Raw genomic sequence first — 25,641 nt, forward strand, 5'->3', positions numbered from 1 at the left:
ACCCGGCGGGGCGCCGTTGCCAAGCCTGCCAACTATACAAAGTTTCAATCTGGCGGCCGCGCTATCGCCTTGGGGCCGGGCCATATCGGCGCCGTTCCCATTCAGGAGGATGGCCCCTTGTCCCTCTTCAAATCCCGCCTCGCCGCCGTGCTGGCGCTGTCGACCGCGCTCACCGCGCCGGCTCTCGTTGCCCCGCATCTCTTCAATGCCGCCCCGGCGATCGCCGGCGAAACCACCGTGCGCGACTTCTCCGATCTCGCCGAGAAGGTGACGCCGGCGGTGGTCAATGTCGCCGTGACCGGGACCAACCAGGCGGTCGACGACGGCGATCGCGTGCCGTCCTCGCCGATGGAGCAGTTCCGCCGCCGCTTCCAGGAGCAGCAGCGTCCGGGCCGTCCGCAGGCGCCGCCGATGCAGCGCAGGCAGGGTGTCGGCACGGGTTTCATCATCGACGCTTCCGGCCTGATCGTGACCAACAACCACGTCGCCGGCCGCGCTTCCTCGATCGTCGTCACCCTGGCGGACGGGCGGAAGTTTCCGGCCAAGCTGCTGGGCGCCGACGACAAGACCGACCTGGCGCTCTTGAAGATCGAGAGCAAGGAACCGCTGCCCTTCGTCAGCTTCGGCGACGCCGGCAAGATCCGCGTCGGCCAGCCGGTCATGGCGGTCGGCAACCCGTTCGGTCTCGGCGGCACCGTGACCACCGGCATCGTCTCGGCGCGCGGCCGCGACATCCGGTCGGGTCCGTTCGACGACTACATCCAGACCGACGCGGCGATCAACAAGGGCAACTCCGGTGGCCCGCTGTTCGACATGGACGGCAAGGTGATCGGCATCAACACCGCGATCTTCTCGCCGACGGGCGGCAGTATCGGCCTGGGCTTCGCCATTCCCTCGAGCCTAGCCGAGCCGGTGATCGCCCAGCTCAAGGAGCACGGCAAGGTCGCGCGCGGCCAGCTCGGCGTGCAGATCCAGCCGGTGACCCAGGACATCGCCGACAGCCTGTCCTTGAAATCCACTGACGGCGCACTGGTCGCCGGCGTGATGCCCGACTCGGCGGCGCTGAAGGCCGGCCTGAAGGACGGCGACATCATTCGCAGCGTCGACGGCAAGGACGTGAAGACCCTGCGGGATCTGACGCGCATGATCGCGGCGGTCGCACCGGGCTCCTCGGTCAGCCTGGGCGTGTGGCGCGACGGCAAGGACATCACCGTCAAGGCCAGGCTCGACGGCCAGGCACCGGCCACGGTGAAGGCCGACCGATCGGGATCGGCCGACAAGGCCGACCCTGCCGCCTACGGCGTGTCGCTGGGCGAGCTGTCGCCCCAGGCGCGCCAGCAGCTCGATCTCGCGTCCTCGATCAAGGGCGCGCTGATCCTCGAGGTGCAGCCCGGCAGCCCGGCCGAGGAGCGCGGATTGCAGCCAGGCGACGTCATCGTGCAGATCGGCCGCGACGCGATCGACGGCACGGACGACGCCATCGCCAAGCTGCGCGCGGCGAAGGACAGCAAGAAGCCCGCGCTGCTGAAGATCTGGCGTGACGGCGCGGCGCGCTACGTCGCCGTGCGCGCCGCCTGAGGCGTCTCAGCCTCGTGTCGACGGGCCGCCGCGGCTCAGCCGGGCGGCCCAGTCTTCGGCCCAGGCGTGCAGCGGCAGCAGCGCCTTCAACAGGCCGCGACCGGCCTCCGTCAGGCGATAGCCGCCGCCCTCGACCGTCTCGACGACGCCGGCCTCGCGCAATTCGGCCAGGCGCGTGTTCAGCACCGACGGGCTGGGATTGCCGCACAGCTCGCGCAGGGCACGGAAGGTGGGCTGACGGCTCTCGCGCAACTCCCAGATCACCCGCTGCGCCCAGCGGCGACCCAGCAGGTCGAACAGCGCCATGATCGGCCGGCCGGTGGTCGAGCCGCGGACGGGTTGGCCGGGTCTGGGTGTCTTCGCCATGCTACGAAATCGGTAGCATAGCCGTGCCGAACAGGCTATACCATCCACTTGCTACGATTTCAGTAGCAAGTGGATGGAGGCCACCGTGACCCCGCGTATCCCGCCGCTCAGCGCGCCATACCCGGCAGAAATCCAGGCTGCGTTCGACCGCATCATGCCGCCCAGGATCGATCCGCTGGTGCTGTTCCGCACGCTCGCCTCGGTGCCGCGCATCTGGGAGAAGTTCCGTGCCGGTTCGCTGCTCGACAAGGGGCCGCTCGACCTGCGCCAGCGCGAGATCGTCATTGATCGCGTCTGCGCGCGCTGCGGCTGCGCCTACGAATGGGGTGTGCACGTCAGCTTCTTCGCCCAGCGCGTCGAGCTCGGCGAGGCGCAGATCGAGGCGCTCGCCACCGACAGCGCCGATGCCCCGATATGGAGCGAGGAAGAGCGGCTGCTGATTCGCGCCGTCGACGCGCTGCACGACACGATCGACCTTCCCGACGCGCTGTGGGACGCGCTGGCGGCCAGGTTAAGCCACGAGCAGATCCTCGAGGTGATCGCGCTCTGCGGCTTCTATCGCACCGTCGCCTATTACTGCCGCGCGTTGCGCCTGCCGACGGAAGCGTATGGCGCAGCGCTGCCCCGCGCGGCGTGAGGGGCAAGCGTTACGGGTTGGAAACTTGACGCGTGGCGTGGCAGGGCCATTTGTGGGGCCAACAGAGCATCAACCCCACAAGGGGAGGGACAGATGATCGAGCTACGCCCGTTCAAGAACCTCGGCAAATCGGACCATGGCTGGCTGAAGGCCAATTTTCACTTCAGCTTCGCCGGCTACCAGAATCGCAACCGCATGCACTGGGGCGCGCTGCGCGTGTGGAACAACGACCGCATCGCCGCCGGCACCGGCTTCGACCCGCATCCGCATCGCGACATGGAGATCGTGACCTACGTCATGAAGGGCGCGATCACCCACCAGGACAGCGTCGGCAACCAGGGTCGCACCGAGGCCGGCCAGATCCAGGTGATGAGCGCCGGCACCGGCATCACGCACGCGGAGTACAACCGCGAGCCCGAGGAGACCGAGCTGTTCCAGATCTGGCTGCTGCCCAACAAGCAGGGCGTGAAGCCGCGCTGGGAGACGCGCGATTTCCCCGCCGGCGCGCGTGATGGCAAGCTGGTGCCGCTGGCCTCGGGCTTCGTCAGCCACGAGGGCCAGGGCGCGATCCCGCTCTACGCCGACGGCGCGCTCTACGCCGCGACGATCAAGAGCGGCGACAAGGTCAGCCACACGCTCGACGGAAGGCCGGCCTATCTCGTGCCGGCGAAGGGCGCGGTGAAGGTCAACGGCGTCGCGGTCAACGCGCGCGACGGCTTGGCGATCGAGGACGTCGAGGCGATCACGATCGAGGCGACGGACGACGCCGAGATCGTCCTGGTCGAGACCGCGCCGCTGCACTGATCGCAGTCGCAGGGCCGAAGCGACGGGCCGCCCCAGGGCGGCCCGTTGTGTTTCCGGCGCGCGGAACGCTGGGCTGGCGCCTCGGGCGCGAGGCCGTAGGATGCGCCCGACTCAATGGAGGGGCGCGATGGCCTACAAGGGATTCGACCTGACGGGGAAGGTGGCGCTGGTCACCGGCGGCAACGGCGGCATCGGCTTCGGCATGGCCGACGCGATGGCCGAGGCCGGCGCCGACATCTGCATCTGGGGCACCAACAAGGCCAAGAACGACGCTGCCCTCGAGAAGCTCAAGCGCCATGGCAAGCGCGTGCACGCGCAGCTGGTCGATGTCGGCGACGAGAAGGCGGTCGAGGCGGGCTTCGCCGAGACCATCGAGACGCTGGGCCACGTCGACAATTGCGTCGCCAATGCCGGTGTCTCGGGCCGCGGGCAGGGCGCGATCCTGCAGATGACGACCGACGAATGGCGCCGCGTGATGCGCGTCAACCTCGACGGCGTGTTCTTCACCTTCCGCACGGCGGCGAAGCACATGGCCGAGCGCGGCAAGGGCGGCTCGCTGGTGGCGATGTCGAGCACCGCGGCGATCGAGGGCGCGGCGCGCAGCAGCCACTACGGCGCCAGCAAGGGCGGCGTCTGCGCCTTCGTGCGCGCGCTGGCGGTCGAGCTGGCGCGCTACAATATCAGCGTCAACTCGGTCCTGCCGGGCTGGATCGAGACGGCGATGACCGCCAACGCGTTCAGCAACGAGAAGTTCGCCGGCAACGTCAAGCCGCGCATCCCGCAGCGTCGCTGGGGCGTGGAACAGGACTTCGGACCGATCGCCGTCTATCTCGCCTCCGACGCCGCGCGCTACACCACCGGTCGCGACTTCGTCATCGACGGTGGCTACACGCTGTTCTGAGTCACGAAGGCAATGGGAGGGAGGGCCCCATGATCTACGAGATGCGCACCTACACGATGCATGCCGGCCAGATGCCGGCCTACCTGAAGGCGGCCGAAACCATCGGCCGGCCGGCGCGCGGCGACAATTACGGCATGAACCACGGCTACTGGACCAGCGAGTTCGGTCAGGTGAATCAGATCTGGCACCTGTGGTCCTATCCCAGCCTCGACGAGCGCGATCGTCTGCGGGCGGAGCTGCAGAAGAATCCGAAGTGGACCGGCGAGTACGTGCCGGCGATCCGCGAGCTGATCATCCGTCAGGACCTGCAGATCTGGAACGCGGTGGTCGACTACAAGCAGCCCGCCGGCGAGGGCAACGTCTACGAGCTGCGCACCTATCGCACGCATCTCGGCCAGGCGCGGCCCTGGGCCAACCTGATGAAGGAGTATCTCCCGACGCGCGAGAAGTATTCGCCGATCCACGGGCTGTGGGTCGGCGAGTTCCCGCAGCCCAACGCGGTGTCCCACATGTGGGTCTACAAGGACCTCGCGGCCCGCACCGCCGCGCGCGCCGGTGCAACGAAGGATCCGAAATGGCAGGAGTTCCTCGGCAAGGGCGCGCCGATGCTGGCGGAGATGCAGTCGGTGCTGCTGCTGCCGACCAACTATTCTAAGTCGAAGTGAAGTATCTCCAATGTGGATCGGATCGGCGCTGACGGGAGCGCCGATCGGGCCTACAGGGGAAGGGTCGTGATCGGTCGGAATCGACCGACGGAGGGCCCGAGCACCGATGTCTGCCTTCGCCCCGTCCACCTACGCAGGCGGCTTGATCCTCGCCACGAGGCGGCCGCCGGTGCTGACCATCGTCCTGAACTCGGCCGAGACCCGCAATGCCTTCAGCCGCGAAGGCGCCCAGGGTCTCACCGCCGCGCTGCGTGCGGCCGAGGCCGACCCCGAGATCCGCGCCGTGGTGATCACCGGCAGCGGCGGCAATTTCTGCTCCGGCGCCGATCTCTCCGATCTGGCGGCCGCCACCGACTACTATCCCTGGGCCGGCGAAGGCGGGCCGCTGCACAGGCGGCCGTCCAAGCCGACCATCGCCGCCATCGAGGGCTATGCCAGCGCCGAAGGCCTGGGCTTGGCCCTGCTGTGCGATGTCCGGGTCGTCGACGAAACCGCGACCTTCGGCGTCTTTGCCCGCCGCTTGGGCGTGACGGGCGATGGCACGGCAGCACGCCTGCCGGGTGTCGTCGGCATCAGCCAGGCGATGGATATCCTGCTTACCGGCCGTGCGATCGGCTGCGACCGGGCCATGGCGATCGGTCTCGCGACCCGCAAGGTCGCCAACGGCATGACGCGCGCCGCGGCCGAGAAGATCGCGCAGGACATCGCGTCCTTTGCACCGATGTCGATCGCCGCCGACCGGCAGACCGCCTATGCCGCCGAGGATGGCGACGTCGCCGGCGCGCTCAGGCTCGAGGTCGAGACCTCGCAGGTCGTCTTCCATGAAGAGGGCCGGCCCGGCGTGACCGAGCTGGTGGGCGTCGCGCGGCCAGCCTCGGAGCTGCTCGCCGCGTAGGGCGGGGTGTCGTTCCAGCTATGTTCGGATCAGGCTGAAATCTGGCTTGGCGCGCCCAGGAAGATTCGAACTCCCAACCTTCTGATCCGTAGTCAGATGCTCTATCCAGTTGAGCTATGGGCGCCTGCGGCCAAGCCGTACGGCCCGCGTCAGCGGGTCGAGGCGCGGTAGGTAGCCAAATCATCGAGCCGGCGCAAGCGAATCCGCCCATGCCGCGATCCATGTCGCGATGGCGTCTGATCCCGGCCATGTGGATCACTCGAAGAACCCCATATTGCATTACGGCAACACATTGAAAACTCGGGCTTTTGTAAGGGCACTCCATGCTTGTCGAAAGGTGGGGGTTTCAGTAGCATCCGCGTACTGCTATTGGGGCTGGTGCCTTGGTGGCGCGTCGTTCGCTTGGCTGCGGACTGGCCGTCGGGTGCCCAATGATAACGGTTCGGACCAGGGTACGTGACACCGATGGCGAAATGGACCACGTGCGCCGTTTGTCTCTTCGCGGCGCTGGCCCTCGGGGCATGCAGCGATCTGTTCGGGGGGCCTGGAGCACCTGCGTCTTCCGGGACGGCAACCGGAGGTGCGACCGTCAATGCGCGGGTCCAGCAGCTGCGAGCCGACCAGAATGCTGTCGCATCGGGTGTTCAGGCCCAGGCCAATCAGCTTCAGGCCCTGCGTGGGTCCATCGGTGGCGAGGCGCGCGGCTACGATAGCGCCGTCACCGAGATTTCGTCGCGTCTGTCGACGGGGACGACGCCGGGCAATCCCGAGCTGGTCAGCCGCTGGAATCAGGCCCAGTCGCATCTGGACAGGATCACAGGCGATATCGGTGGCCTGAACTCGCTCGCCTCTCAGGTCACGACCCAGGCGTCGGTAGCCGGTCATCTGCTCGACACCATTCGCTCGACCTACAATGTCGGAGGTGCGGTCGACGAGGACCACCGGCAGTTGCGCCAGATCGAGGCCGAAGCCAACCAAACCATGCAGGCAATCGACCGCCTGATTGGCGACCTCAACGGTGAGATTTCGCGGCAGAATGCCTTCCTCGCCGCAGAACGCGCCAACCTTGCCGGCCTGAGCTACGGCGTGAGCGCCGGACGCCTGCGCGGCGCCCCTGTCGCGACCGGCGGTCCGCGCCCCTATCCGGGTCGTCGCAACTGAGCATCCCTGGATCGGTGGTCCTCGCGCTCGCGGGATCGTGAGCGCGGCGCGCATCCATGGACGCCGCGAACGCATAGACTCCGGACACGTTGGTGCAGGAGGCGACCATGCGCAGCGCTTTGGGGCTTCTGATCGGCGCTTGGCTGCTGCTCGCTGCGCCGGCGCTCGCCGCCGATCCACCGGACGAATCCGACCGCGCACAGATCCGCGATGTCATCGGCCGCCAGCTCGAGGCCTTCAGGCGCGACGACGGCGAGACGGCGTTTTCCTTCGCCGCCCCGGGCATCCGGAGCATCTTCGGCACGGTCGACAATTTCATGTCAATGGTGAGCAACGGTTACCAGCCGGTGCATCGCTGGCAGCGCTTCGCCTTCCGCGACATCCGCCTGGTCGAGGACTGGGTGATCCAGAAGGTCCATATCGATGCCCAGGACGGATCGTCGGTGACCGCCTTCTATGTCATGGAAAAGCAGCCTGACGGCACGTGGCGCATCGCCGGCTGCTCGCTCGGCGCGCCGGAAGAGCACTCGACCTGAGCCCACTCATCTGAGCGTCGCCGCATAGGCGCCGTGCAGCGGGGCGCATGGACGGCGTTGCCGCCTGCCCATACGGTGCGCCGCCTCCCATGCCCGACCGCTCCGCCCATACCCGCGCGTTGGCCCTGCTCGCGCTCCTGACTCTCGTCTGGGGCACGAACTGGCCGCTCTTCGCCATTGCGCTGCGCGACTTCTCGATCTGGGCCTTCCGCGTCATCGTCGTGATCATCGCCGGCGTGGCGCTGTTCGCCGTGGCGCGCCTGCGCGGCGAGCAATTGCGCGTGCCGCGCCATCTGTGGGCGCCGCTGGCGCTGGCGTCGTTCTTCAACATCGCGGTCTGGAACATCCTCACCGCGGCGGCGGTGCGCTATATCCCCTCGGGACAGGCGGCGGTGCTGGCCTACACCATGCCGCTGTGGTTCGCTCTGGTCTCGCCGCTCTTCCTGCGCGAGCGCCTGGGCGGGCGCATCCTGGTCGCGCTCGCCTTCGGCGCGGCGTCGGTGGCGCTGCTGGCGGTGCCCAACCTGCGCGTCTACGCCGACGCACCGCTGGGCATCCTCTGCGGCGTCGGTGCCGGCCTGTGCTGGGCGCTGGGCACGCTGGTGCAGAAGCGCACTGACTGGTCCGGCATGGGCCTGTCGCTGACGGCGTGGCAGATCGCGCTGTCGCTGCCGCCGATCCTGGTGGCCTCGGCCTTCTTCGCCGACTGGGTGTGGAGCGTGCCGTCGTGGACCAGCCTGCTGACCACGATCTACATCGCGCTGATCCCGATGTGCGTCGGCACCGCCACGTGGTTCGCGATCGTCGGCCTGCTGCCGGCCAATGTCGCGGCGCTGTCCTCGATCATCGTGCCGATTGTCGCCATGGTGAGCGGTCGGCTGGTGCTCGACGAGCCGCTCGGCGCGACGCAGATCGGCGCGCTTGGCTGCAGCGTGATCGCGCTCGCGCTGGCACTCTTCAAGCCGGCCGAGGCGGTGCGCCGCGCATGAGCGCGCGCGAGCCCGCGGCGCCGACGCATCGCGCGGATGCCGCCACCGGCCTGGTGCTGCTGCTCGGCGTCCTATGGGGCTCGTCGTGGCCGATGTTCAACGTCGTGCTGCGCGAGCTCTCGGTGTGGACGTTCCGCGGCCTCGCCGTGCTGGGCGCGGGCCTGCTGTTGCTGGCGTTCGCACGGCTGCGCGGCATCGCACCGGGCGTGCCGCGCGCCAGCTGGCCAGCCCTGCTGGGCGCGTCGTTCGGCACCATCTCGGTCTGGTACGTCGCCGCGACGGCCAGCGTGCTGTTCATCCCCTCGGGCCAGGCCTCGATCCTCGGCTACACCATGCCGCTATGGGCGGCGCTGATCGCGGTGCTGGCGTTCGGCGAGCGGCCGACGCCGCGCCTGCTGCTGGCGCTGGCATTCGGCGCCGCCACCGTCGCGCTGCTGGCGGTTCCCAACCTGCGCGCGCTGGCCGACGCGCCCACCGGCATTGCCTGCGCGCTGATTGCCGCCATCGGCTGGGCGGCCGGTACGCTGATCCAGAAGCGGGCCGACTGGCGCGGCATTCATCCGCTCAGCCTGACCGCGTGGCAGATGATCGTGGGCTCCGTGCCGATCTTGTTCGGTGCCGCCATCTTCGCCGACTGGCAGCCCTTCATGCCGTCATGGCCGGTGCTGCTGGCGGCCATCCATCTCGCCATCGTGCCCACGGCGCTGGGCACTCTGGTGTGGTTCCGCATCGTGCATCTGCTGCCCGCCAACACGGCGGCGATCTCGACCATCATCGTGCCGGTGATCGCCATGGCCGGCGGCGCCTGGGCGCATGGCGAGCCGCTGGGCCCCTGGCAGCTGGGCGCGCTGGGCTGCTGCGTCGCGGCCCTGGCGCTGACCCTGCTGAAACCCTCCGCCAGGCGGGGTTAATCGCGTCTTGCCAGTTGCAAACGTCGCCCGGCCGGCGACACTCCCGTCATCAACTCGCCCGGAGGGACATATGACCGACCATCTGAAATTCTACATCGACGGAGCATGGGTCGATCCCGTGAAGCCGAACGCGATCGACGTGATCAATCCGGCGACCGAAGAGCCCTGCGCGCGCATCAGCCTTGGCAGCGAAGCCGATGTCGACAAGGCGGTGGCGGCGGCCAAGGCGGCCTTCCCCGCCTTCTCGCGCACGACCAAGGAAGAGCGCATCGCGCTGCTTGAGAAGATCCTCGAGGTCTACAAGACCCGCTACGACGACATCGCCAAGGCGATCTCGATGGAGATGGGCGCGCCGATCACGCTGGCCACCAAGGCGCAGGCCGCCACCGGCGTCGGCCATCTGATGCAGATGATCAAGACGCTGAAGGAGTTCGAGTTCGAAAGCGTCAAGGGCACGACGCTTATTGCGCATGAAGCCATCGGAGTCTGTGCCTTCATCACGCCGTGGAACTGGCCGATCAACCAGATCGTCTGCAAGGTCGGCCCGGCGCTCGCCGCCGGCTGCACCATGGTGCTCAAGCCCAGCGAGATCGCGCCGCTCAACGCCATCATCTGGGCCGAGATCATGCACGCCGCCGGCGTGCCCAAGGGCGTGTTCAACCTGGTGAACGGCGACGGCCCGACCGTCGGCCAGGCGCTGTCGAAGCACCCCGACGTCGACATGGTCTCGTTCACCGGCTCGACCCGGGCGGGCGTGCTGGTCGCCAAGGCCGCGGCCGACACCGTCAAGCGCGTGCACCAGGAGCTCGGCGGCAAGTCGGCCAACATCATCCTGCCGGACGCCGACCTGAAGAAGGCGGTGACCTCGGGCGTGGTCAGCATGATGCGCAACAGCGGACAGTCGTGCAACGCGCCGACCCGCATGTTCGTGCAGGCCAGGCAGCACGACGAGGCGGTCGCGGTGGCGAAGTCGGTGGCGGAGTCGCTGAAGGTCGGCGACCCCAAGGCCGAGGACACCACCTTGGGGCCGGTGGTCAGCGAGACGCAGTTCAACAAGATCCAGAAGCTGATCGAGGCCGGCATCGCCGAGGGCGCCACCGTCGCCACCGGCGGCCCGGGCCGTCCCGAGGGCTTCAACCGCGGCTACTACGTGCGGCCGACGATCTTCGGCAACGTCAAGAACAGCATGACCATCGCGCGCGAGGAGATCTTCGGGCCGGTGCTGTCGATCCTGCCCTACGAGAGCGAGGAGCAGGCGATCAAGGACGCCAACGACACGGTCTACGGGCTGGCCGCCTATGTGCAGGGCAGCGATCCCAAGAAGGTGCGCGCGGTGGCCTCGCAGCTGCGCGCCGGCAACGTGCATCTCAACGGCACGCCGATGGACATGACGGCGCCGTTCGGCGGCTACAAGCAGAGCGGCAACGGCCGCGAATACGCCGCCTGGGGTCTCGAGGAATTCCTCGAGGTCAAGGCGGTGATGGGCGTCCAGGCCGCCTGACCTTCAGCCCGACAGGATGCGGCGCGCGGCCTCGGGGTCGCGCGCCGCTTTCGTTTCGTCTACGCCTTGCCCATACCGGGCGCGAAGTCGATGAAGCCGGTGACGGCGCTGAGCCGCCCGTCGTCGACGGTGCAGAAGTCGGTGCCGCCGATCACCGAGCTGCCATCCGGTCCGCACTCCCAGGAGAAGCGCACGCGGTCGGCGACGGCCTCCACCGGCTTACTGAGCCGGAAGCGGAAGCCCGGGAACTTCGCCTGGACGCCGGCGATCATGTCGTCGATGCCGCCGCGGCCCGCGCCGCTCATCATCGGATCGACATAGGTGGCGCGCTCGGTCCAGGCGCGGTCGATCAGCGCGCGGCGCCTGCCGGCGTCGGTCTCGTTCCAGCAGGCGATGTAGTCGTCGATCAGCCTGGTCGTATCGGTCATGGCGACCCTCCTTGGTTGCGACGACCGACATATCGTCCATGCCCCGCGCGGCGTCGATTACGTGCGGCGTAAAGGATAGGATGATGCGATGACGACGGGAGGAAACGCATCATGGCGGGCATGCTCGAAGGCAAGACGGCATTGATCACCGGCGCGGGACGCGGCATCGGCCGCGCCGCGGCACTGCTCTTCGCCGCCGAAGGCGCGCGGGTCGCCGTCGCCGACCAGATTGCCGACGGCGCGGCCGAGACCGTGGCGCTGATCAACAAGGCCGGCGGCCAGGCGCTGGCGATCACTGCCGACGTCACGAAGCCGGCCGATGTCGCCGGCATGGTTGGCGCCGCGGTCTCGGCTTTCGGACGTCTCGACTGCGCCTTCAACAACGCCGGAATCGCCGGCTATCAGGTCGGCGGCGCCGGCAGGAAGACGGCGGAATGGCCCGAGGATGCCTTCGATCGCATGATCGCGGTCAACCTCAAGGGCGTGTGGCTGTGCATGCGCGCCGAGCTGGAACAGATGGCGAAGCAGGGCGGCGGCGCGATCGTCAACACCGCCTCGATCGCCGGACTGTTCGGCATTCCGACCTCGTCGGCCTATGTCGCATCCAAGCACGGTGTGGTCGGCCTGACGCGCACCGCGGCGCTGGAATATGCCGAGAACGGCATCCGCGTGAACGCGGTGTGCCCGGGTTTCATCGAAACCGACATGACCAGGGACACGATGGCGCGGCGCGGGGCGCAGATCATGGCCGGCATCCCGCTCAAGCGCATGGGCGTGCCGCAGGACATCGCCGAGATGGTGTGCTGGCTGTGTTCGGATCGTGCCGCCTACGTCACAGGTTCGACACATACGGTCGACGGCGCCTACACGACGGCATGAAGGCAACTCCCGGCGGTACTTTGCGTTGGATTGCAAGGTCGCCGAAGGAGGATGCCATGCGGACCCTTTCCCGGCTGGCCGTCGCTTGCGTGGCGGCAGCCCTGATGGCTATCGGACTTGCCGCCCGCGCCGAGACCTCGAAGGCCGATGCGTTTGCCAGGACCGCCGCCGAGGCGATCAGCTTCCAGGCCCAGGCGGCACGGCTGGCCGGCAGCGTATCGACGAACACCGAGGTGAAGGCCTTCGCGGTCACGATGCTGGCCGACTATTCGGCGGCGATCACCAAGTTCAAGCAGGCGGCGGCCGACACGGCAGTGAAGGAAGCGCCCGAGGAGCTTCAGGGCAAGCTCAAGGACATGATCGACAAGCTCAAGATGGCGCCGACGGCCAGCTTCGATTCGCTGTTCGTTGACACGCAGGTCGCCATGCATCGCGACATGCTGGTGCTGTTCAGCGACTATGCCGGCTCGGGCGAGAACCCTGCGCTGAAGAAGTTCGCCGCCGACTTCCTCCTCTCCCTGCAGGACCATCAGATCCGGCTGGAGAAGCTGTCCAAGGCGCTACCGCGGCCGGCGTAGTCTCCCGAGAAGACGCCTACGCCCGCCGCGGCGTGTTCAGGTTCACCGTGACGTTCTTGCGCTGGGTGAAGCTGTCGAGCATGCCCTCGAGCGAGAACTCGCGGCCGATGCCGCTCTGCTTGTAGCCGCCATAGGAATGGCCGGGCGACTGGCCCAGCCCCTGGTTGACCTGCACCCAGCCCGACTCGATCGCATGCGCCGTGCGCAGGGCGGTGCCGATGTCGTGCGTCCAGACATAGGCGGCGAGACCGTAGTGGCTGTCATTGGCCATGCGGATCACCTCGGCCTCGTCGGTCCAGCGGATCGCCACCAGCACCGGCCCGAAGATCTCCTCGCGCGCCAGCCGCCAGTCGTTGGACTGGTCGGCGAAGATCGTCGGGATGGCGAAGTAGCCCTCGCTCAACGGCCCGCTCTTGGGCGGCAGGCCGCCCATCACCAGCCTGGCGTCGGCGCGGCTCAGCCCTTCCTCGACATACTTGCAGACCTTGGTGAACTGCTTGTTGTTGATGATGGTGCCGATGTCACTCGCCTCGTCGAGCGGATCGCCGAGCTTCAGCGCCGAAGTCTTGGCCTTCAGCTTGGCGAGGAACGAATCGAAGATGTCGGCGTGCAGGAAGAGCCGCGAGCCCGCCGTGCAGGACTGGCTCTGCCGCGTGAAGCGCATGGCGGCAATGATGCCCTCGACTACCCAGTCCTCGTCGGCGTCGGGATAGACGATCGACGGGCTCTTGCCGCCCAGCTCCAGCGACACCGGCACGATGCGTTCGGCGGCGGCGCGCATGATCACCTTGCCGACCTCGGTGGAACCGGTGAACGACAGCTTGCGGATCGCCGGATGGTTGGCGAGCGGCCCGCCGACCTCGGGGCCGTAGCCGGTCAGCACGTTGAGCACGCCCGGCGGCAGGAACTCCTGGCAGATCTCGGCCATCAGCAGCACGCCCAGCGGCGCGTCCTCGGCCGCCTTCAGCACCAGCGCGTTGCCGGCGCACAGCGCCGGCGCGATCTTCAGCGCACCCAGCAGCACCGGCGCGTTCCACGGGATGATCGCGCCGACGACGCCCAGAGGCTCGCGCCTCGTGTAGGACAGCACGTGTTCGCCCAGCGGGATGGTCTCGCCCTTGAGCTCGCCGGCCAGCCCGCCGAAATAGCGGAAGATGTCGGCCGCGCCGCGCGCTTCGCCGCGCGCCTGGGTCCGCAGCGCGTTGCCGGTCTCCAGCGAGATGATGCGCGCCATCTCCTCGACGCGCGCCTCGAAGGCCTCGGCGATCTTCAGCAGGAGCCTGCCGCGCTCGCGCGGCACCACCTTTGCCCAGGCCGGCTGGGCCTTCCGCGCCGCCGCCACCGCGCGGTCGACGTCGGCGGAAGCGGCGCGCGGTACCTCGGCGATCGGCGCGCGCCTGGCCGGATTCTCGACGCTGAAGCGCTGGCCGGAGGCGGCCTCCACCCACTGGCCGTCGATCAGCATGCCCTTGGTTCGCGGCGCGATGACGGCGTGCGGCTGCGACTGGGGGGCCATGGTCGACATGGGTGATTCCTTTCCGATGCTGAACGCGTGGCCCGCAGATTGGTCCGCCGATCGCGCATGGACAAGATGCAACGAGGCGGATTCGTCACGAACCGTCCCGTCCGAAGGCCCAGGGGCCTCGTGGGCTAGAGGTAGCCCTTCATGCGGATGCGTTCGATCTCCGCCGGCGTCGGCCGGTAGGGATCGCCTCGGGGATCGAAGCGCTGCCAGCCGCCGGCCCGGTACTCGCCGCCGCGGATCTCGGGGTCGATCGGCTCGTGCCGGGCGAAGATCGCGCGCACGCGCTCGGCGTCCTCGTCGGCGACGCGGGCGCTGACCAGCGTGCCGCCGCGGCGCACCGCCTCGGTGTAGACTTGTGCGTAGTCCTCGGACTCGCCGGCGCCGACCAGGATGTCGACCAGGCCGCCGATGGCCACGCCACCTGCGGCGCCGGCCATCGCGCCCACCGCCGCCGCCGCGGCCCATCCGGCCGCGACCACCGGACCGAGGCCCGGAATGGCAAGCAGACCCAGCCCGGCCAGCAGGCCCGCGCCGCCGCCGGCGACCACGCCGACGCCCGCGCCGGCCTCGGCGCCGGTGGTATCGGTCGCGTCGTCCAGCGCCTTGCTGACATGTCGGTTGGCGACAAGGGTGATGTCCTTGTGCGAGATGCCGTTGGCCTCGAGCTCCTCGACCACGTCCTTGGCCTGGCCGTAGCTGTCGTAGACATGGCTGATGGTCTTCATGGGACGGACTCCTGGCATGCGTGGATTCAGCCTCGGGATCCAACGGCGCCCGAGCGGGGCGGGTTGCCGGTGCCGCGCGGGGAATCTCGGTCGCCGGCCGGGCGCGCCACGACGCGCGCGAGGGCCTGCGCCGCTTCGAGCGTCGACTGGCCCCGCTTGGCGAGGCGGCGCAACCGCCCGGCCTCGAAAGCGGAGACGATGGCGTCGTGCACGTAGCTGGTGCGGCACACCGTCGGGGTATTGGCCAGTTCGCCGGCGATGGTCGTGACTGCCGCGCGTATCTGCGCGCGCCGGCCGCTTGCGCTGTCGGCCGGGACCGTGGCCGCCAGCGCCTTCAGGGCCGTCGTCGAGGCGAGCAGGGTACGGAAATCCTTCAGCGTGACCGGCCGTCCGGCGACCTCGCGCAGGAAGCGGTTGACGTCCGCGGCGCGTACTGGCCGCACGTCACCGTCCTCGCTGCGATACTGGAACAGGCGACGGCCGGGCAGCGCGACCAGCCGCCTTACGGCCGCCATGAAGCGCCGGTCGCGCAGATCCTTGCTGACGATCGCGCCGCCCTTGGCCTTGAACCGCAGCGTGCACAACCCTCTGCCGAGCGTCAGGTTCGACTTCAGCAGTGTCGTCGCGCCGCGCGTGCCGCGTTCGCGGGCGTAGGTCTCGCCGCCGGCGCGCATCGCGGTGAGCGTCACCAGGCGCACGACCGCCGCGGAGGCGAAGCCCAGGTCGCAGTCGACCGAGGACAGGCCGCGCGACACGGCGCGGCGGATCGACGGCAGCGACCTGGCCAGCGACGCCAGACGGCGCGCCTTCAGTGCCTCGCGCACCTCGTTCCAGAGCGGGTGATAGCGATACTGCAGGCGGCCGGCCGCATCCTCGCCGATCGCCTGAAGGTGCGCGCCGGGATCGGCCGACAGCCGGACGTTGTCATAGGCCGGCGGCACCGCCAGCGACTTCAGCCGCCGGATCTCGACGGCATCGCGGATGACCGCGCCGCTCGCGTCGACGTATCGAAAGCCTCTGCCGAAGCGCCGCCGCCGTACCGCGAGCGACGTCGGTCGCACGATCCTGAGCCCTTTCTCGCGGGCGAGTTTCATCACGAGAGCGCGTTGTGCCTTGTTCATCGCGTCACGAAACGCCGTCGGGGAACGGCCGTTCCGGGAGGGGCGTTGTCAGGGATGAGCGCCTTCATCCGGAAGCACCACCATGCCCGACCCCAAACGCCCCGGCCCGACGCCGATCGAGCGCCCGCCGAACCCGGATCCCGACCGTGAGCGCCGGGCGCCCGGCGGCGACCACCCCGGCGATGCGCCGATCGAGGTGCCGCCGCGCGATCCCGATCCCAACCGCGACGAGCCCTCGCCAAGGCTGATCGGCCCCGAGGACGAGGATCGCAAGGTCCGCACCGACAAGGGCGAGAAGCGTCCCTTCGGCGTGATGCCATAGACTCTGCTAGGCTCGCACCATGCCGGGGAGGGCATGGGCATGAGTCGCTTGTTTGGGGAGATGCGCCAGGTCGGCATCGTCGTGCGCGACGTCGAGGCGGCGATGAAGCACTGGATCGAAGTCTGCGGCGTGGGACCGTGGTTCTACGCCGAGAGACTGTCGATCACCGACTTCCACTATCGCGGCATGCGCTACGACGACATCCACTTCTCGATCGCGCTGGCGAACTCCGGCGACGTGCAGCTCGAGCTGATCCAGCAGCGCTGCGACACGCCCACGATGTACCGCGACTTCCTCGCCGCCGGTCACGAGGGCATGCAGCACTGGTCGAGCTGGCCGGAGGATTACGACGCGAAGCTGAACCGGGCGCTGGCCAACGGCTACACGGTAGGTCAGCAGGGCGACAGCGCCCGCGGCCGCTTCGTCTATCTGTGGAACGAGGGTCACCCCGGCACGGTGATCGAGATGGCCCACATGACGCCGACGCGCCAACGCGTGTTCGACGCCGTGCGCGACGCGGCGAGAAACTGGGACGGCAGCGATCCGATCCGGCGGGCGTGGCCGAGTTGAGTCTGGGTGCGCCGTGGGCAGATGGCGGGGCCGCGGATGGGCTTCATCCATTGTTCTTCTCGAACGAGGTGCCCGAACGTGGCTGACCCACGCGTTGCCGATACGCAAGGATGGCTCTACTCGGATCTCACGTAGCAAGCGACGCTAGCGCAAACTGTTGGAGGAGCGCCTATGGGACCGAAGCTGGTCGACTACCTTACCTACGAGCCCGAGGAGTCCGGCATCCTCTGGATCAAGTTCAATCGAGCGGACCGGCTGAACGCGCTGATCGGCTCGTCGGAGGAGAACGGCACCGTCGCCAAGGTCGGCGAGTACATGCGCGCCGGCGACGACGATCCGAAGATCCGCGTGATCGTGCTGACGGGTGTGGGCCGCGTGTTCTGCGCCGGCGCCGATCTGCGGGGCAAGGCGTCGAAGGAGGTGACCGGCGAGGACTTCCTCGGCAACCGCGGCGCGCACGAGGGCATCGACGCCTCGCGCCAGCATTTCTTCCACGGCTTCACCAAGCTGCATCGCGACATCTCGCTGATCCGCAAGCCGACCATCGCCATGATCAACGGGCCGGCGGTGGGCTCGGGCATGGACATGGCGCTGCATTGCGACATCCGCGTCGGCTGCGAGAAGACGCGTTTCGTCGCCTATCACAATGCCGGGCAGATCATCGAGAATGGCGGCAGCTACTACCTGCCCAAGATGGTGGGCCTGGGGCGCGCGCTGGAGTTCGCCTATACCGGCGAGCTTGACGGCGAGCGCGCCTACCAGTGGGGCATGCTCAACCACCTGGTGCCGTCGGAGAAGCTCGAGGAGACCACGCGGGCGCTGTGCGAGCGCATGATGAACGTGCCGCCCCTGGTGCAGTGGATCGGCAAGCGCATCATGCGCACCGCCGTCGACACCACGATGGAGAACACGATGGTGCTGACGTCGAATGCCGGCAGCATCCTCAACGCCTCGGAGGACGCCAAGGAGGCGCGCCGCGCCTTCATCGAGAAGCGCAAGCCGATGTACAAGGGCGCGTGAGGCCGCTTCCCGTCGGTCGGGCTATCGCGTGCAGCGTCGGGCGGCATCCCTTGCCGCCACGATATGCCGGCCGCGCTGATCGGCGCGCTCCTCGAAGGCCACGGTCGTGCCGCCGCCGTCGAGCAGGCTGATGAAAAAGCTGGCGACCGGCGTCCCCATCCTCTGGCTGCCGTGCGTGTACAGATGCACTTCGGCCCGGTTTGTCGGCGGCGGCCGCACGACGGGCACCGCGGCCAGGCGCGGCTGCATCTGCTTCATCAGGCAGTTGGCGATGACGTCGTAGGACGAGCCGGCCGCCGTCGCCAGCAGCGTCTGCTGGGCGAGGGCGGCCCCTGGCGCGAGGCCGAGCAAGGTCAGGACGACAAGGCGGGGACGCATGGCGACCTCCACAGGTTTATCTGCGGGGGAACTGCACAGATCGCCCGACGGTTCCCTTCAGGCCCAGTCGGCGCAAAATAATTCGGCTGGAGACTGGCGACAACGCGATCCAGAATCCCTCTGTCATCCATCCCGAGCGGAGCGACGGATCTTGGAATCGTTGTAAAAGATTCCGCGCTACGCTCGGGATGACATGTGAGCTCGATTTGCCGCTCGCCGGTTCAGCTCTGGATCGGGAAGACGCCGACGAGCTTGTATTGTCCATTCGCGACCGCCTGATAGAGCTGGAAGTGGAACTCCCAGGCCGTGCCGATGCGGAATCCGAAGACCGTCGCGTTGAGCGAGATGCCGCCGCCCAGCCGGCGGTAGAGTGCCGGCTCGAACATCTTGATCGCGGCGCTGTTGACCGGCACGCCGTGCTCGTTCCAGGTCTGGTTGCGCTGCCCGGCAGTCTGGCCGCCCTGGTTGGCGTGCGAGACCCGGCGCGAGCCATCCGCGGCGGCCGGACCGATGCCGAACGTGCAGCCGTTGAGCGTGATGGTGAAGCAGAAATTGGCCGCGCCGGCGCCGGCGAGCGGGACCGAGTGCACGCCGCCGGCGGTGTAGTTGCAGACATAGGCGCGCACCGAATCGTTGACGCCGGTGCCGTTGGAACGAATGGCGAAGACGTCGATCGGCTTGCCCGACGGATTGACAGCGATCGGCGCCTTCATCTGGCCATTGATGATCGCCTGTCCAGCGGCGCCGATCGACACCCATGCCTCGCCGTTGGCCGCCGCCACGTTCTGCATCAACCCGCCGATCAGCAGGTTGTCGTTGAGCCAGGGCAGGATCAGCGCGGGATTGGCCTGCAGGTTGGCGAAGTTGGGCAGCGGCATCGGGCACTCCTGTTGCCTGGCAGATATCCTACTGGCACTGCACCGTCATCCCACGCGCATCAACCGCAGTCGCGGATCGAGCAGATCGCGCAGCCCGTCGCCCACCATGTTCAGGCCCAGCACGGTGAGCGCGATGGCGAGGCCCGGGTAGATCGCCAGGCCGGGCGCATCGTAGAGATAGGTCTGCGCATCATAGAGCATGCGGCCCCAGGACGGCACCGGCGGCTGCGCGCCCAGGCCGAGATAGGAGAGGCCGGCCTCGGCGAGGATGGCGACGGCGAACTGGATGGTCGCCTGCACGATCAGCACGCTGGCGATGTTTGGGATCACGTGGCGGATGGTGATGCCCAGCGGTCCCAGGCCCAGCGCCTTGGCCGCGCGCACGAAGTCGCGGCCCCACATGGTGAGCGCCGCGCCGCGGGTGACGCGGGCGAAGACCGGGATGTTGAAGATGCCGATGGCGAGGATGGCATTGGTGGCGCTGGCGCCGAACACCGAGGTGATCAGGATCGCCAGAAGCACGGCGGGAAAGGCGAAGACCAGGTCGCTGAAGCGCGACAGGATCTCGTCGACCCAGCCGCGCCGCGCCGCGGCCCAGGCGCCCAGCATCACGCCCAACGACATGCCGATGGAGACGGCGATCAGGCCGACGGTGATCGAGGTCTGGGCGCCCACCATGATGCGCGAAAGCACGTCGCGGCCACGATGGTCGGTGCCCAGCGGCCACACGTCCGACGGCGGGCGCAGCTTCAGCGCCATCTTCAGATCGTCGTAGGGATGCGGCGTCCAGAACAGCGAAACCAGCGCCATGGCGATCGTGATCGACACCAGCGTGGCGCCGATCAGGAAGCCTGGGTGGCGGCGGGCGCGTCGCCAGAAGCCGCTCATGCGTTGACCTTGGGACGCGGGTCGAGCACGGCGTAGAGCGCGTCGACGGCGAGGTTGACCAGCAGCACGCAGCCGGTGAGCAGGATGACGATGTTCTTGATCACGATCAGGTCGCGGTTGTCGATCGAGTCGAGCACCAGCTTGCCGATGCCCGGCAGGTAGAAGACCGACTCGACGATGATCGCGCCGGCGATCAGGAAGCCGGCAAGCAGGCCGCCGACGGTGACGATCGGAATCAGTGCGTTGCGCAGCGCATGGCGCAGCAGCACGAGCCGCTCCGGCACGCCCTTGGCGCGCGCGGTGCGCACGTAGTCCTCGCGCAGCGTGTCGAGCATCGAGGAGCGCGTGATGCGCGAGAGGATGGCGATCTCGCCGAGGCTCAGCGCCAGGGCCGGCAGCACCAGCGCGTGCAGCGAGCCCAGCGGATCGGCGCGCCAGCCGGGGAAGCCGCCGGCCGGGAACCAGCGCAGCGTGACGGCGAAGAGCAGCGCCAGCAGGATGCCGAACCAGAAATTGGGGATCGAGATGCCGAGCTGGCCGAAGCCCATCACCATCCAGTCGGCCGGTCGTCCGCGGCGCGACGCGGCGAAGACGCCCAGCGGTATCGCGACCAGGCTCGCCCAGGTCAGCGCCATCAGGCCGAGCGGCAGGGTCACGACGAGGCGGTCGGTGATCAGCTTGGCCACCGGCGTGCCGTAGGCGTGGCTGTTGCCCAGCTCGAACACCGCGAGGCCGGCGATCCAGGTCAGGTAGCGCTCCAGTGGCGGACGGTCGAAGCCGAACTTCGCGCGCAGCGCCGCCAGGGTGTCCGGCCGCACCTCGGTGCCCAGCATCACCTCGGCCGGATCGCCCGGCAGGATCTCGAGCACGACGAAGATGACAATGCTGGCCAGCGCCAGCGTGATCGCCGCCGCCGCCGCGCGCCGCGCGAGGAAGTCGAACATCGGGCTATGTCCGCTCCCCGACTGCGCGGGGAGAGGGAAGAAGACCTGGCTTCACTTCCAGTAGACCACCGACAGGTCGGTCGCGGGCGTGGGCGCGTTCTCCCACAGGCCTACGAGATTCTTGTGCCACACGCCGATCTTGCCGAGCTGGTATAGGAAGCCGTTGACCGCGTCGTCGGCGAGAATCTTCTGCGCCTTCTGCAGCAGTGGCACGCGCTTGGCCGGATCGGCCTCGCGCACCACGGCCTTCCAGTTGTCGCGGAACGGCTGCGAGTTGTACCCCCAGTAGTAGCCTTCGCGCGCGTAGCGATCGAGGTCGTTGGCCTCGGTATGGGCGACGATGGTGAAGTCGTAGTTCTTCTCGCGGAACACCTCGGCCAGCCACTGCGGCCATTGCAGCTGGGTGATCGACAGCTTGATGCCGATCTTGGCCAGCTGCGCCACGATGATCTCGCCCGAGCGCTGGGCATAGCCGACCGGCGGCAGCTTGAGGCTGGCGCTGAAGCCGCCGGCATGGCCGGCCTCGGCCAGCAGCTTCTTGGCCTTGTCAAGGTCGAGCGGGTAGGTCTTCGTCAGGTCGACATAGGCCGGGTTGTACGGCGGGAAGTGCGAGCCGATCGGCGTGGCAAAGCCGTTCTCGCCGGCCACCAGCTCGGCGCGGTCGATGGCGTGCGCGATGGCCTGGCGGACCTTGAGATCGCTCATCGGCTTGCGCGCATTGTTGGTGGCGAGGATGGTCTCGCCCTCGGTCGAGCCGATGACGACGGCGAAACGGCCGTCGGCGCGCACGCGGTTGACCAGCTCGGGCGCCTGGAAGCCCGGGAAGGTGTCGACATCGCCGGCGAGCAGCGCGTTGACCTGCGCCGCCGGGTCCTTGATCGTCTTGAACACCACGGTGTTGAGCCTGATCGAGGCGGCGTCGCGATAGCCCGGCCACTTCGCCAGCGTGATCGAGTCGCCCTCCTTGCGCTCCTTGAACATGAACGGACCGGTGCCCACCGGCTTGGTGCCGTTGGTCGCGGCGCTCTTGCGGCCCATGATGCCGGCGTCGCCCAGCGCCACGCTGTAGAGGAAGAAGGCGTCGGGATTCTTGAGCTTCACCCTCACCGTGGTGGCGTCGGGTGCCTCGACCGCGGCGATGACCTGGTACAGCGACTTGGCGGGCGCCGTGGCGTCCTTGGCGGAGAGCCGCTCGAGGGTGAACTTCACGTCGGCCGAGTCGCAGGGCTCGCCGTCGTGGTACTTGAGCCCCGGCCTCAGCTTGAAGACGTACTCGGTGCCGTCGGACGACACGGTGTGGGAACTGGCCAGCCCCGGTCCGACGCCGCCCTTGTCGTCGATGCGCATCAGGCTTTCGTAGATGTTGAGATAGGTGACCGAACGGATCGCGGCGGCGGCGTTGAGGTTGGGATCGAGCACCGGCGGCTCGAGCGACATGCCGATGACGACGGCACCTTCCTTCGCACGCGCCGACGCCTGCGCACCGGCTTTGCCGGCGAGCATCGCCGCGGCACTGGCACCGCCCATGAGGCCGGCGAAGCGGCGGCGCGTCACGATTGTCATGTTTCCCTCCATCGATGCGCCGCGACCATAGCAATCCGGCGCGCGGCCGTCAGCGGCCGTAGGTGTCTTTCCATCCCGGCATTCCGCCCAGTGTTCCGGCGCTGTAGACGCCGCGCGCCACGGCCCGGGCCAGGCAATCGGCCGCCAGGGTGCCGATCTCGGCCCGCGCGATCGGATCATCGGCGACGGTCACGCGGCCCGTGGCCATGGCGAACACGGCGTCGCCGTCGGCCGGCGTATGCACCGGGCGCAGCGCGCGCGCCAGGCCGTCCTGGGCCATGATCGCCAGGCGCTGGCACCACGCCTTGTCGAGGCGCGCGTTGGTCGCGACCACGGCGATGGTGGTGTTGGCCAGCGGCTGCGCAGCCAGCGCCGCGTCGTGGTCGAGCAGCTGGCGGGTATGCGAGACGGCGAGGTTCAGCCCCCGGGGCGGCGGCGGCAGGCCGCCGAACTCGCCGTCCTGCTCCAGCGCCCAGGCCCAGAAATGCGGCAGCTCGCCCATGGTGGCGAAGCCGACGGCATTGACGGCTACGATGGCACCGACCTGCAGCCCGCTCGCCGGATCGACCGCCGAGGCGCTGCCCAGTCCGCCCTTGAGGTGGCCGCAGCGTGCGCCCAGCCCGGCCCCGGCATTGCCCAGGACGAAGGTCTTGGCGGCGCCGTCGGCGGCGCGATAGCCCAGCTCGCGATAGGGCGGCCAGTCCCAGTCCTTACTGCCGCCATTGAGCAGGTCGAACAGGATCGCACCCGGCGTGATCGGCACGGAAGTGCCGCCGACTGGCGTGCCGCGGCCGCGCTCGCGCAGCCATTTCATCACGCCGTCGCCCGCGGACAGCCCGAAGGCCGAGCCACCGGAGAGGAACACCGCGTCGATCGCCTGCACCCGGCAGGTCGGATCGAGCAGGTCGGTGTCGCGTGTGCCCGGCGCCCCGCCGCGCACATCGACCGAGGCGGCGCAGGCCTGCTCGGCCAGCACCACCGTCGTGCCGCTGCGCACAGCGGCATCCTCAGCGTTGCCGACGAGTATGCCGTCGACGTCGGTGATCAGGTTGCTCGGGCCGGGGCGGATCATCGCCGGACGCTAGCCGCTGGCGCCGTGAGCGTCCATGGCGCAGGCTGCGGCGATGATCGACAAGACCGTTACCCGCGCCATCCTCGCTCTCGCGCTGCTGACCACCTGGCCCGTCGCTGCGCGCGAGCCCGGCACCACGGCCAAGACGCATATGATCGCGGCGGCCAATCCGATGGCCGTCGAAGCCGGGCTGGAGACGCTGCGCAGAGGCGGCTCGGCGGTCGACGCGGCGATTGCCGTGCAGATGGTGCTGGGCGTGGTCGAGCCGCAGGCCTCGGGCATTGGCGGCGGCGGCTTTCTGCTGCACTACGATGCGCGCTCGCGGCGCGTCACCGCGTGGGACGGCCGCGAAACGGCGCCGTCGGCCGCGACCGAGACACTGTTCCTCGACATCTACGACAAGCCGCTGCCCTTCCCGCTGGCGGTGGCGTCAGGCCTGTCGATCGGTGTTCCGGGCACGGTTCGCATGCTGGAAGAGGTCCATCGCCGGCACGGCAAGCTGCCCTGGCGCGACCTGTTCGCGCCGGCGATTAAGCTGGCCGCCGACGGCTTCCCGGCGCCGCCGCGCCTGGGACGGGCGTTGGCGGGCGAGCGTGTGTTGCAGAACGACGCGCAAGCGCGTGCCGTTTATTTCAACGACGATGGCTCGCCGAAGAAGATCGGCGACACGATCCGCAATCCCGCGCTGGCCGAGACCATGCGGCTGATCGCCGAGGGCGGCGCCGAGGTGTTGCACAGCGGCCCGCTGGCCGACGCGATCGTCGCGGCGGTGGCGCGCGAGCCGCGGCCCGGCCGCATGAGCGCGGCGGACCTCGCCGGCTACCGTGCCCTGCAGCGCGCGCCGCTGTGCCGGGCGCTCAGGGACTGGATCATCTGCGGCATGGGCCCGCCATCGTCGGGTCCGCTCGCCATCCTGCAGACGCTGCCGCTGCTCGACCGCGCGCCGGTTCCGGGCAGTGCGGCCGGCGATGCGCATCGCATCGCCGAAGCGAGCCGCCTGGCCTTCGCCGATCGCGAGCGTTATGTCGGCGATCCGGGCTTCGTGCCGGTGCCGGTCGATGGCCTGCTCGACGGCGCCTATCTCGCGCGGCGCGGCGGCGCGCTGAGCGACGAGCGCATCATGCCGCGCGTGTCGCCCGGCCAGCCGCCTGGCGCGCCGCTGCCGGGGCCGGCGGCCGCGCCGGCCAAGCCCGAGGGCGGCACCAGCCACATGTCGATCGTCGATCGCGAGGGCAACGCGGTGTCGTTCACCACGACGATCGAGACCGCGTTCGGCGCGCGGCGCATGGTCGGCGGCTTCCTGCTCAACAACGAGCTGACCGATTTCGCCTCGGTACCCAAGGTCAACGACCGGCCGGTGGCCAACCGTGTGCAGCCCGGCAAGCGGCCGCGCTCCTCGATGTCGCCGCTGATCGTCACCGACCGCGACGGCCGCTTCGTGCTGGCGATCGGCTCGGCCGGCGGCTCGCGCATCATCGGCGACGTGCTGCAGGCGACCTGGGGCGCCCTGCTGCGCGACCTGCCCCTGCAGGAGGCGATCGCCGCACGGCGCGTGCTCAATCGCGGCGGCGCCACCGAGATCGAGGGCCGCGCGAACGATGCGCAAGCGCGGCAGCTGGGCGAGGCGTTGAAGGCGCTGGGCCACACCGTCGATGTGGCGCCGCATCAGGGTGGCCTGCACGGCGTGCGCGCCCGCCGTGCCGCCGACGGCAGCCTGCTGGGCTACGAGGGTGGCGCCGACCCCAGGCGCGACGGTGTGGCGCGGGGCGATTGACGTTTCGCCTTTATTGCAGCGTCAGGCGTGCT

General features: G+C 68.9%; 28 protein-coding genes and 1 tRNA gene. 17 read left to right on the forward strand and 12 right to left on the reverse strand.

From position 1 onward, the window contains the following. Positions 1 to 117 precede the first annotated feature (117 nt). Entirely contained in the window at positions 118 to 1,578 is a 1,461-nt protein-coding gene (locus KF889_02545; protein ID MBX3498297.1) for a DegQ family serine endoprotease, read from the forward strand. 6 nt (positions 1,579 to 1,584) lie between these two features. On the opposite strand, the gene KF889_02550 is transcribed toward KF889_02545, so the two are convergent. After that, a complete protein-coding gene (locus KF889_02550) occupies positions 1,585 to 1,944 on the reverse strand; it encodes a helix-turn-helix transcriptional regulator (GenBank protein MBX3498298.1) in 360 nt (119 codons plus the stop codon). A 73-nt stretch (positions 1,945 to 2,017) separates the two neighbouring features. Here KF889_02550 and KF889_02555 point away from each other — a divergent pair, with 73 nt between their 5' ends. The 5 genes from KF889_02555 to KF889_02575 all read left to right on the forward strand — a co-directional run bounded on the left by KF889_02555 (position 2,018) and on the right by KF889_02575 (position 5,846). Then, positions 2,018 to 2,581, forward strand: coding sequence for a carboxymuconolactone decarboxylase family protein (locus KF889_02555; GenBank protein ID MBX3498299.1), 564 nt, complete (start codon positions 2,018 to 2,020; stop codon positions 2,579 to 2,581). A 93-nt stretch (positions 2,582 to 2,674) separates the two neighbouring features. Then, entirely contained in the window at positions 2,675 to 3,385 is a 711-nt protein-coding gene (locus KF889_02560) for a pirin family protein (GenBank protein MBX3498300.1), read from the forward strand. Positions 3,386 to 3,512: 127 nt separating this feature from the next. After that, a complete protein-coding gene (locus tag KF889_02565; protein ID MBX3498301.1) occupies positions 3,513 to 4,286 on the forward strand; it encodes an SDR family oxidoreductase in 774 nt (257 codons plus the stop codon). Between the two features lie 29 nt (positions 4,287 to 4,315). Next, positions 4,316 to 4,951 (forward strand): NIPSNAP family protein, encoded by a 636-nt coding sequence (locus tag KF889_02570; protein ID MBX3498302.1) that lies wholly within the window; start codon positions 4,316 to 4,318, stop codon positions 4,949 to 4,951. Positions 4,952 to 5,057: 106 nt separating this feature from the next. Beyond that, positions 5,058 to 5,846, forward strand: coding sequence for an enoyl-CoA hydratase/isomerase family protein (locus KF889_02575; protein ID MBX3498303.1), 789 nt, complete (start codon positions 5,058 to 5,060; stop codon positions 5,844 to 5,846). A gap of 47 nt (positions 5,847 to 5,893) precedes the next feature. Here the strand turns inward: KF889_02575 and KF889_02580 are convergent. Beyond that, positions 5,894 to 5,970: transfer RNA gene (locus KF889_02580), tRNA-Arg, on the reverse strand. A 341-nt stretch (positions 5,971 to 6,311) separates the two neighbouring features. On the opposite strand from KF889_02580, the gene KF889_02585 reads away from it, so the two are divergent. The 5 genes from KF889_02585 to KF889_02605 all read left to right on the forward strand — a co-directional run bounded on the left by KF889_02585 (position 6,312) and on the right by KF889_02605 (position 10,944). Continuing rightward, positions 6,312 to 7,007 carry a hypothetical protein gene (locus KF889_02585; protein ID MBX3498304.1) on the forward strand — a complete coding sequence of 232 codons (696 nt, stop codon included), beginning with the start codon at positions 6,312 to 6,314 and terminating at the stop codon, positions 7,005 to 7,007. 107 nt (positions 7,008 to 7,114) lie between these two features. Next, entirely contained in the window at positions 7,115 to 7,543 is a 429-nt protein-coding gene (locus KF889_02590; GenBank protein ID MBX3498305.1) for a DUF4864 domain-containing protein, read from the forward strand. Positions 7,544 to 7,632: 89 nt separating this feature from the next. Further along, positions 7,633 to 8,532 (forward strand): DMT family transporter, encoded by a 900-nt coding sequence (locus KF889_02595; protein ID MBX3498306.1) that lies wholly within the window; start codon positions 7,633 to 7,635, stop codon positions 8,530 to 8,532. Beyond that, positions 8,529 to 9,443 (forward strand): DMT family transporter, encoded by a 915-nt coding sequence (locus tag KF889_02600; protein MBX3498307.1) that lies wholly within the window; start codon positions 8,529 to 8,531, stop codon positions 9,441 to 9,443. The genes KF889_02595 and KF889_02600 overlap by 4 nt, the downstream gene beginning before the upstream one ends. A gap of 70 nt (positions 9,444 to 9,513) precedes the next feature. After that, the gene (locus KF889_02605; protein ID MBX3498308.1) at positions 9,514 to 10,944 is read left to right on the forward strand and encodes an aldehyde dehydrogenase family protein; all 1,431 of its coding nucleotides are present in this window, start codon (positions 9,514 to 9,516) and stop codon (positions 10,942 to 10,944) included. Positions 10,945 to 11,003: 59 nt separating this feature from the next. Here the strand turns inward: KF889_02605 and KF889_02610 are convergent, their stop codons facing one another. Then, positions 11,004 to 11,372: a nuclear transport factor 2 family protein gene (locus KF889_02610; GenBank protein MBX3498309.1), complete on the reverse strand. Its 369-nt coding sequence runs from the start codon at positions 11,370 to 11,372 to the stop codon at positions 11,004 to 11,006. 111 nt (positions 11,373 to 11,483) lie between these two features. Here KF889_02610 and KF889_02615 point away from each other — a divergent pair, with 111 nt between their 5' ends. Further along, a complete protein-coding gene (locus KF889_02615) occupies positions 11,484 to 12,251 on the forward strand; it encodes a glucose 1-dehydrogenase (GenBank protein ID MBX3498310.1) in 768 nt (255 codons plus the stop codon). Positions 12,252 to 12,307: 56 nt separating this feature from the next. Next, a complete protein-coding gene (locus KF889_02620; protein ID MBX3498311.1) occupies positions 12,308 to 12,829 on the forward strand; it encodes a DUF4142 domain-containing protein in 522 nt (173 codons plus the stop codon). 16 nt (positions 12,830 to 12,845) lie between these two features. Here the strand turns inward: KF889_02620 and KF889_02625 are convergent, their stop codons facing one another. The 3 genes from KF889_02625 to KF889_02635 form a co-directional block, all read right to left on the reverse strand. After that, a complete protein-coding gene (locus tag KF889_02625) occupies positions 12,846 to 14,354 on the reverse strand; it encodes an aldehyde dehydrogenase family protein (protein MBX3498312.1) in 1,509 nt (502 codons plus the stop codon). A 125-nt stretch (positions 14,355 to 14,479) separates the two neighbouring features. Then, positions 14,480 to 15,079 (reverse strand): hypothetical protein, encoded by a 600-nt coding sequence (locus tag KF889_02630; protein ID MBX3498313.1) that lies wholly within the window; start codon positions 15,077 to 15,079, stop codon positions 14,480 to 14,482. Between the two features lie 26 nt (positions 15,080 to 15,105). Beyond that, on the reverse strand, positions 15,106 to 16,173 hold the full coding sequence (locus KF889_02635; GenBank protein ID MBX3498314.1) for a DNA topoisomerase IB: 1,068 nt from the start codon (positions 16,171 to 16,173) through the stop codon (positions 15,106 to 15,108). A 109-nt stretch (positions 16,174 to 16,282) separates the two neighbouring features. Between KF889_02635 and KF889_02640 the strand changes: the two genes are divergently transcribed. From KF889_02640 to KF889_02650, 3 genes are all read left to right on the forward strand, one after another. Then, positions 16,283 to 16,522, forward strand: a complete 240-nt coding sequence (locus KF889_02640) for a hypothetical protein (GenBank protein ID MBX3498315.1) — start codon at positions 16,283 to 16,285, stop codon at positions 16,520 to 16,522. 39 nt (positions 16,523 to 16,561) lie between these two features. Further along, complete coding sequence (locus tag KF889_02645; protein ID MBX3498316.1) at positions 16,562 to 17,092, forward strand: VOC family protein; 531 nt, start codon at positions 16,562 to 16,564, stop codon at positions 17,090 to 17,092. A gap of 171 nt (positions 17,093 to 17,263) precedes the next feature. Next, complete coding sequence (locus KF889_02650) at positions 17,264 to 18,112, forward strand: enoyl-CoA hydratase/isomerase family protein (GenBank protein ID MBX3498317.1); 849 nt, start codon at positions 17,264 to 17,266, stop codon at positions 18,110 to 18,112. 21 nt (positions 18,113 to 18,133) lie between these two features. Here KF889_02650 and KF889_02655 read toward each other — a convergent pair whose 3' ends face one another. From KF889_02655 to KF889_02680, 6 genes are all read right to left on the reverse strand, one after another. Further along, positions 18,134 to 18,490: a hypothetical protein gene (locus KF889_02655; protein MBX3498318.1), complete on the reverse strand. Its 357-nt coding sequence runs from the start codon at positions 18,488 to 18,490 to the stop codon at positions 18,134 to 18,136. Between the two features lie 221 nt (positions 18,491 to 18,711). Then, the gene (locus KF889_02660) at positions 18,712 to 19,368 is read right to left on the reverse strand and encodes a hypothetical protein (GenBank protein MBX3498319.1); all 657 of its coding nucleotides are present in this window, start codon (positions 19,366 to 19,368) and stop codon (positions 18,712 to 18,714) included. 45 nt (positions 19,369 to 19,413) lie between these two features. Beyond that, complete coding sequence (locus tag KF889_02665; GenBank protein ID MBX3498320.1) at positions 19,414 to 20,256, reverse strand: ABC transporter permease; 843 nt, start codon at positions 20,254 to 20,256, stop codon at positions 19,414 to 19,416. Then, the gene (locus tag KF889_02670; protein ID MBX3498321.1) at positions 20,253 to 21,200 is read right to left on the reverse strand and encodes an ABC transporter permease; all 948 of its coding nucleotides are present in this window, start codon (positions 21,198 to 21,200) and stop codon (positions 20,253 to 20,255) included. The genes KF889_02665 and KF889_02670 overlap by 4 nt, the downstream gene beginning before the upstream one ends. Before the next feature lie 51 nt (positions 21,201 to 21,251). After that, positions 21,252 to 22,763: an ABC transporter substrate-binding protein gene (locus KF889_02675; protein ID MBX3498322.1), complete on the reverse strand. Its 1,512-nt coding sequence runs from the start codon at positions 22,761 to 22,763 to the stop codon at positions 21,252 to 21,254. Between the two features lie 49 nt (positions 22,764 to 22,812). After that, positions 22,813 to 23,835 (reverse strand): P1 family peptidase, encoded by a 1,023-nt coding sequence (locus KF889_02680; GenBank protein MBX3498323.1) that lies wholly within the window; start codon positions 23,833 to 23,835, stop codon positions 22,813 to 22,815. Positions 23,836 to 23,887: 52 nt separating this feature from the next. On the opposite strand from KF889_02680, the gene ggt reads away from it, so the two are divergent. Continuing rightward, the gene (gene ggt / locus KF889_02685; GenBank protein ID MBX3498324.1) at positions 23,888 to 25,609 is read left to right on the forward strand and encodes a gamma-glutamyltransferase; all 1,722 of its coding nucleotides are present in this window, start codon (positions 23,888 to 23,890) and stop codon (positions 25,607 to 25,609) included. Positions 25,610 to 25,641 lie beyond the last annotated feature (32 nt).

Source organism: Alphaproteobacteria bacterium, from assembly GCA_019635875.1.
Classification (GTDB): Bacteria; Pseudomonadota; Alphaproteobacteria; order Reyranellales; family Reyranellaceae; genus JAFAZJ01.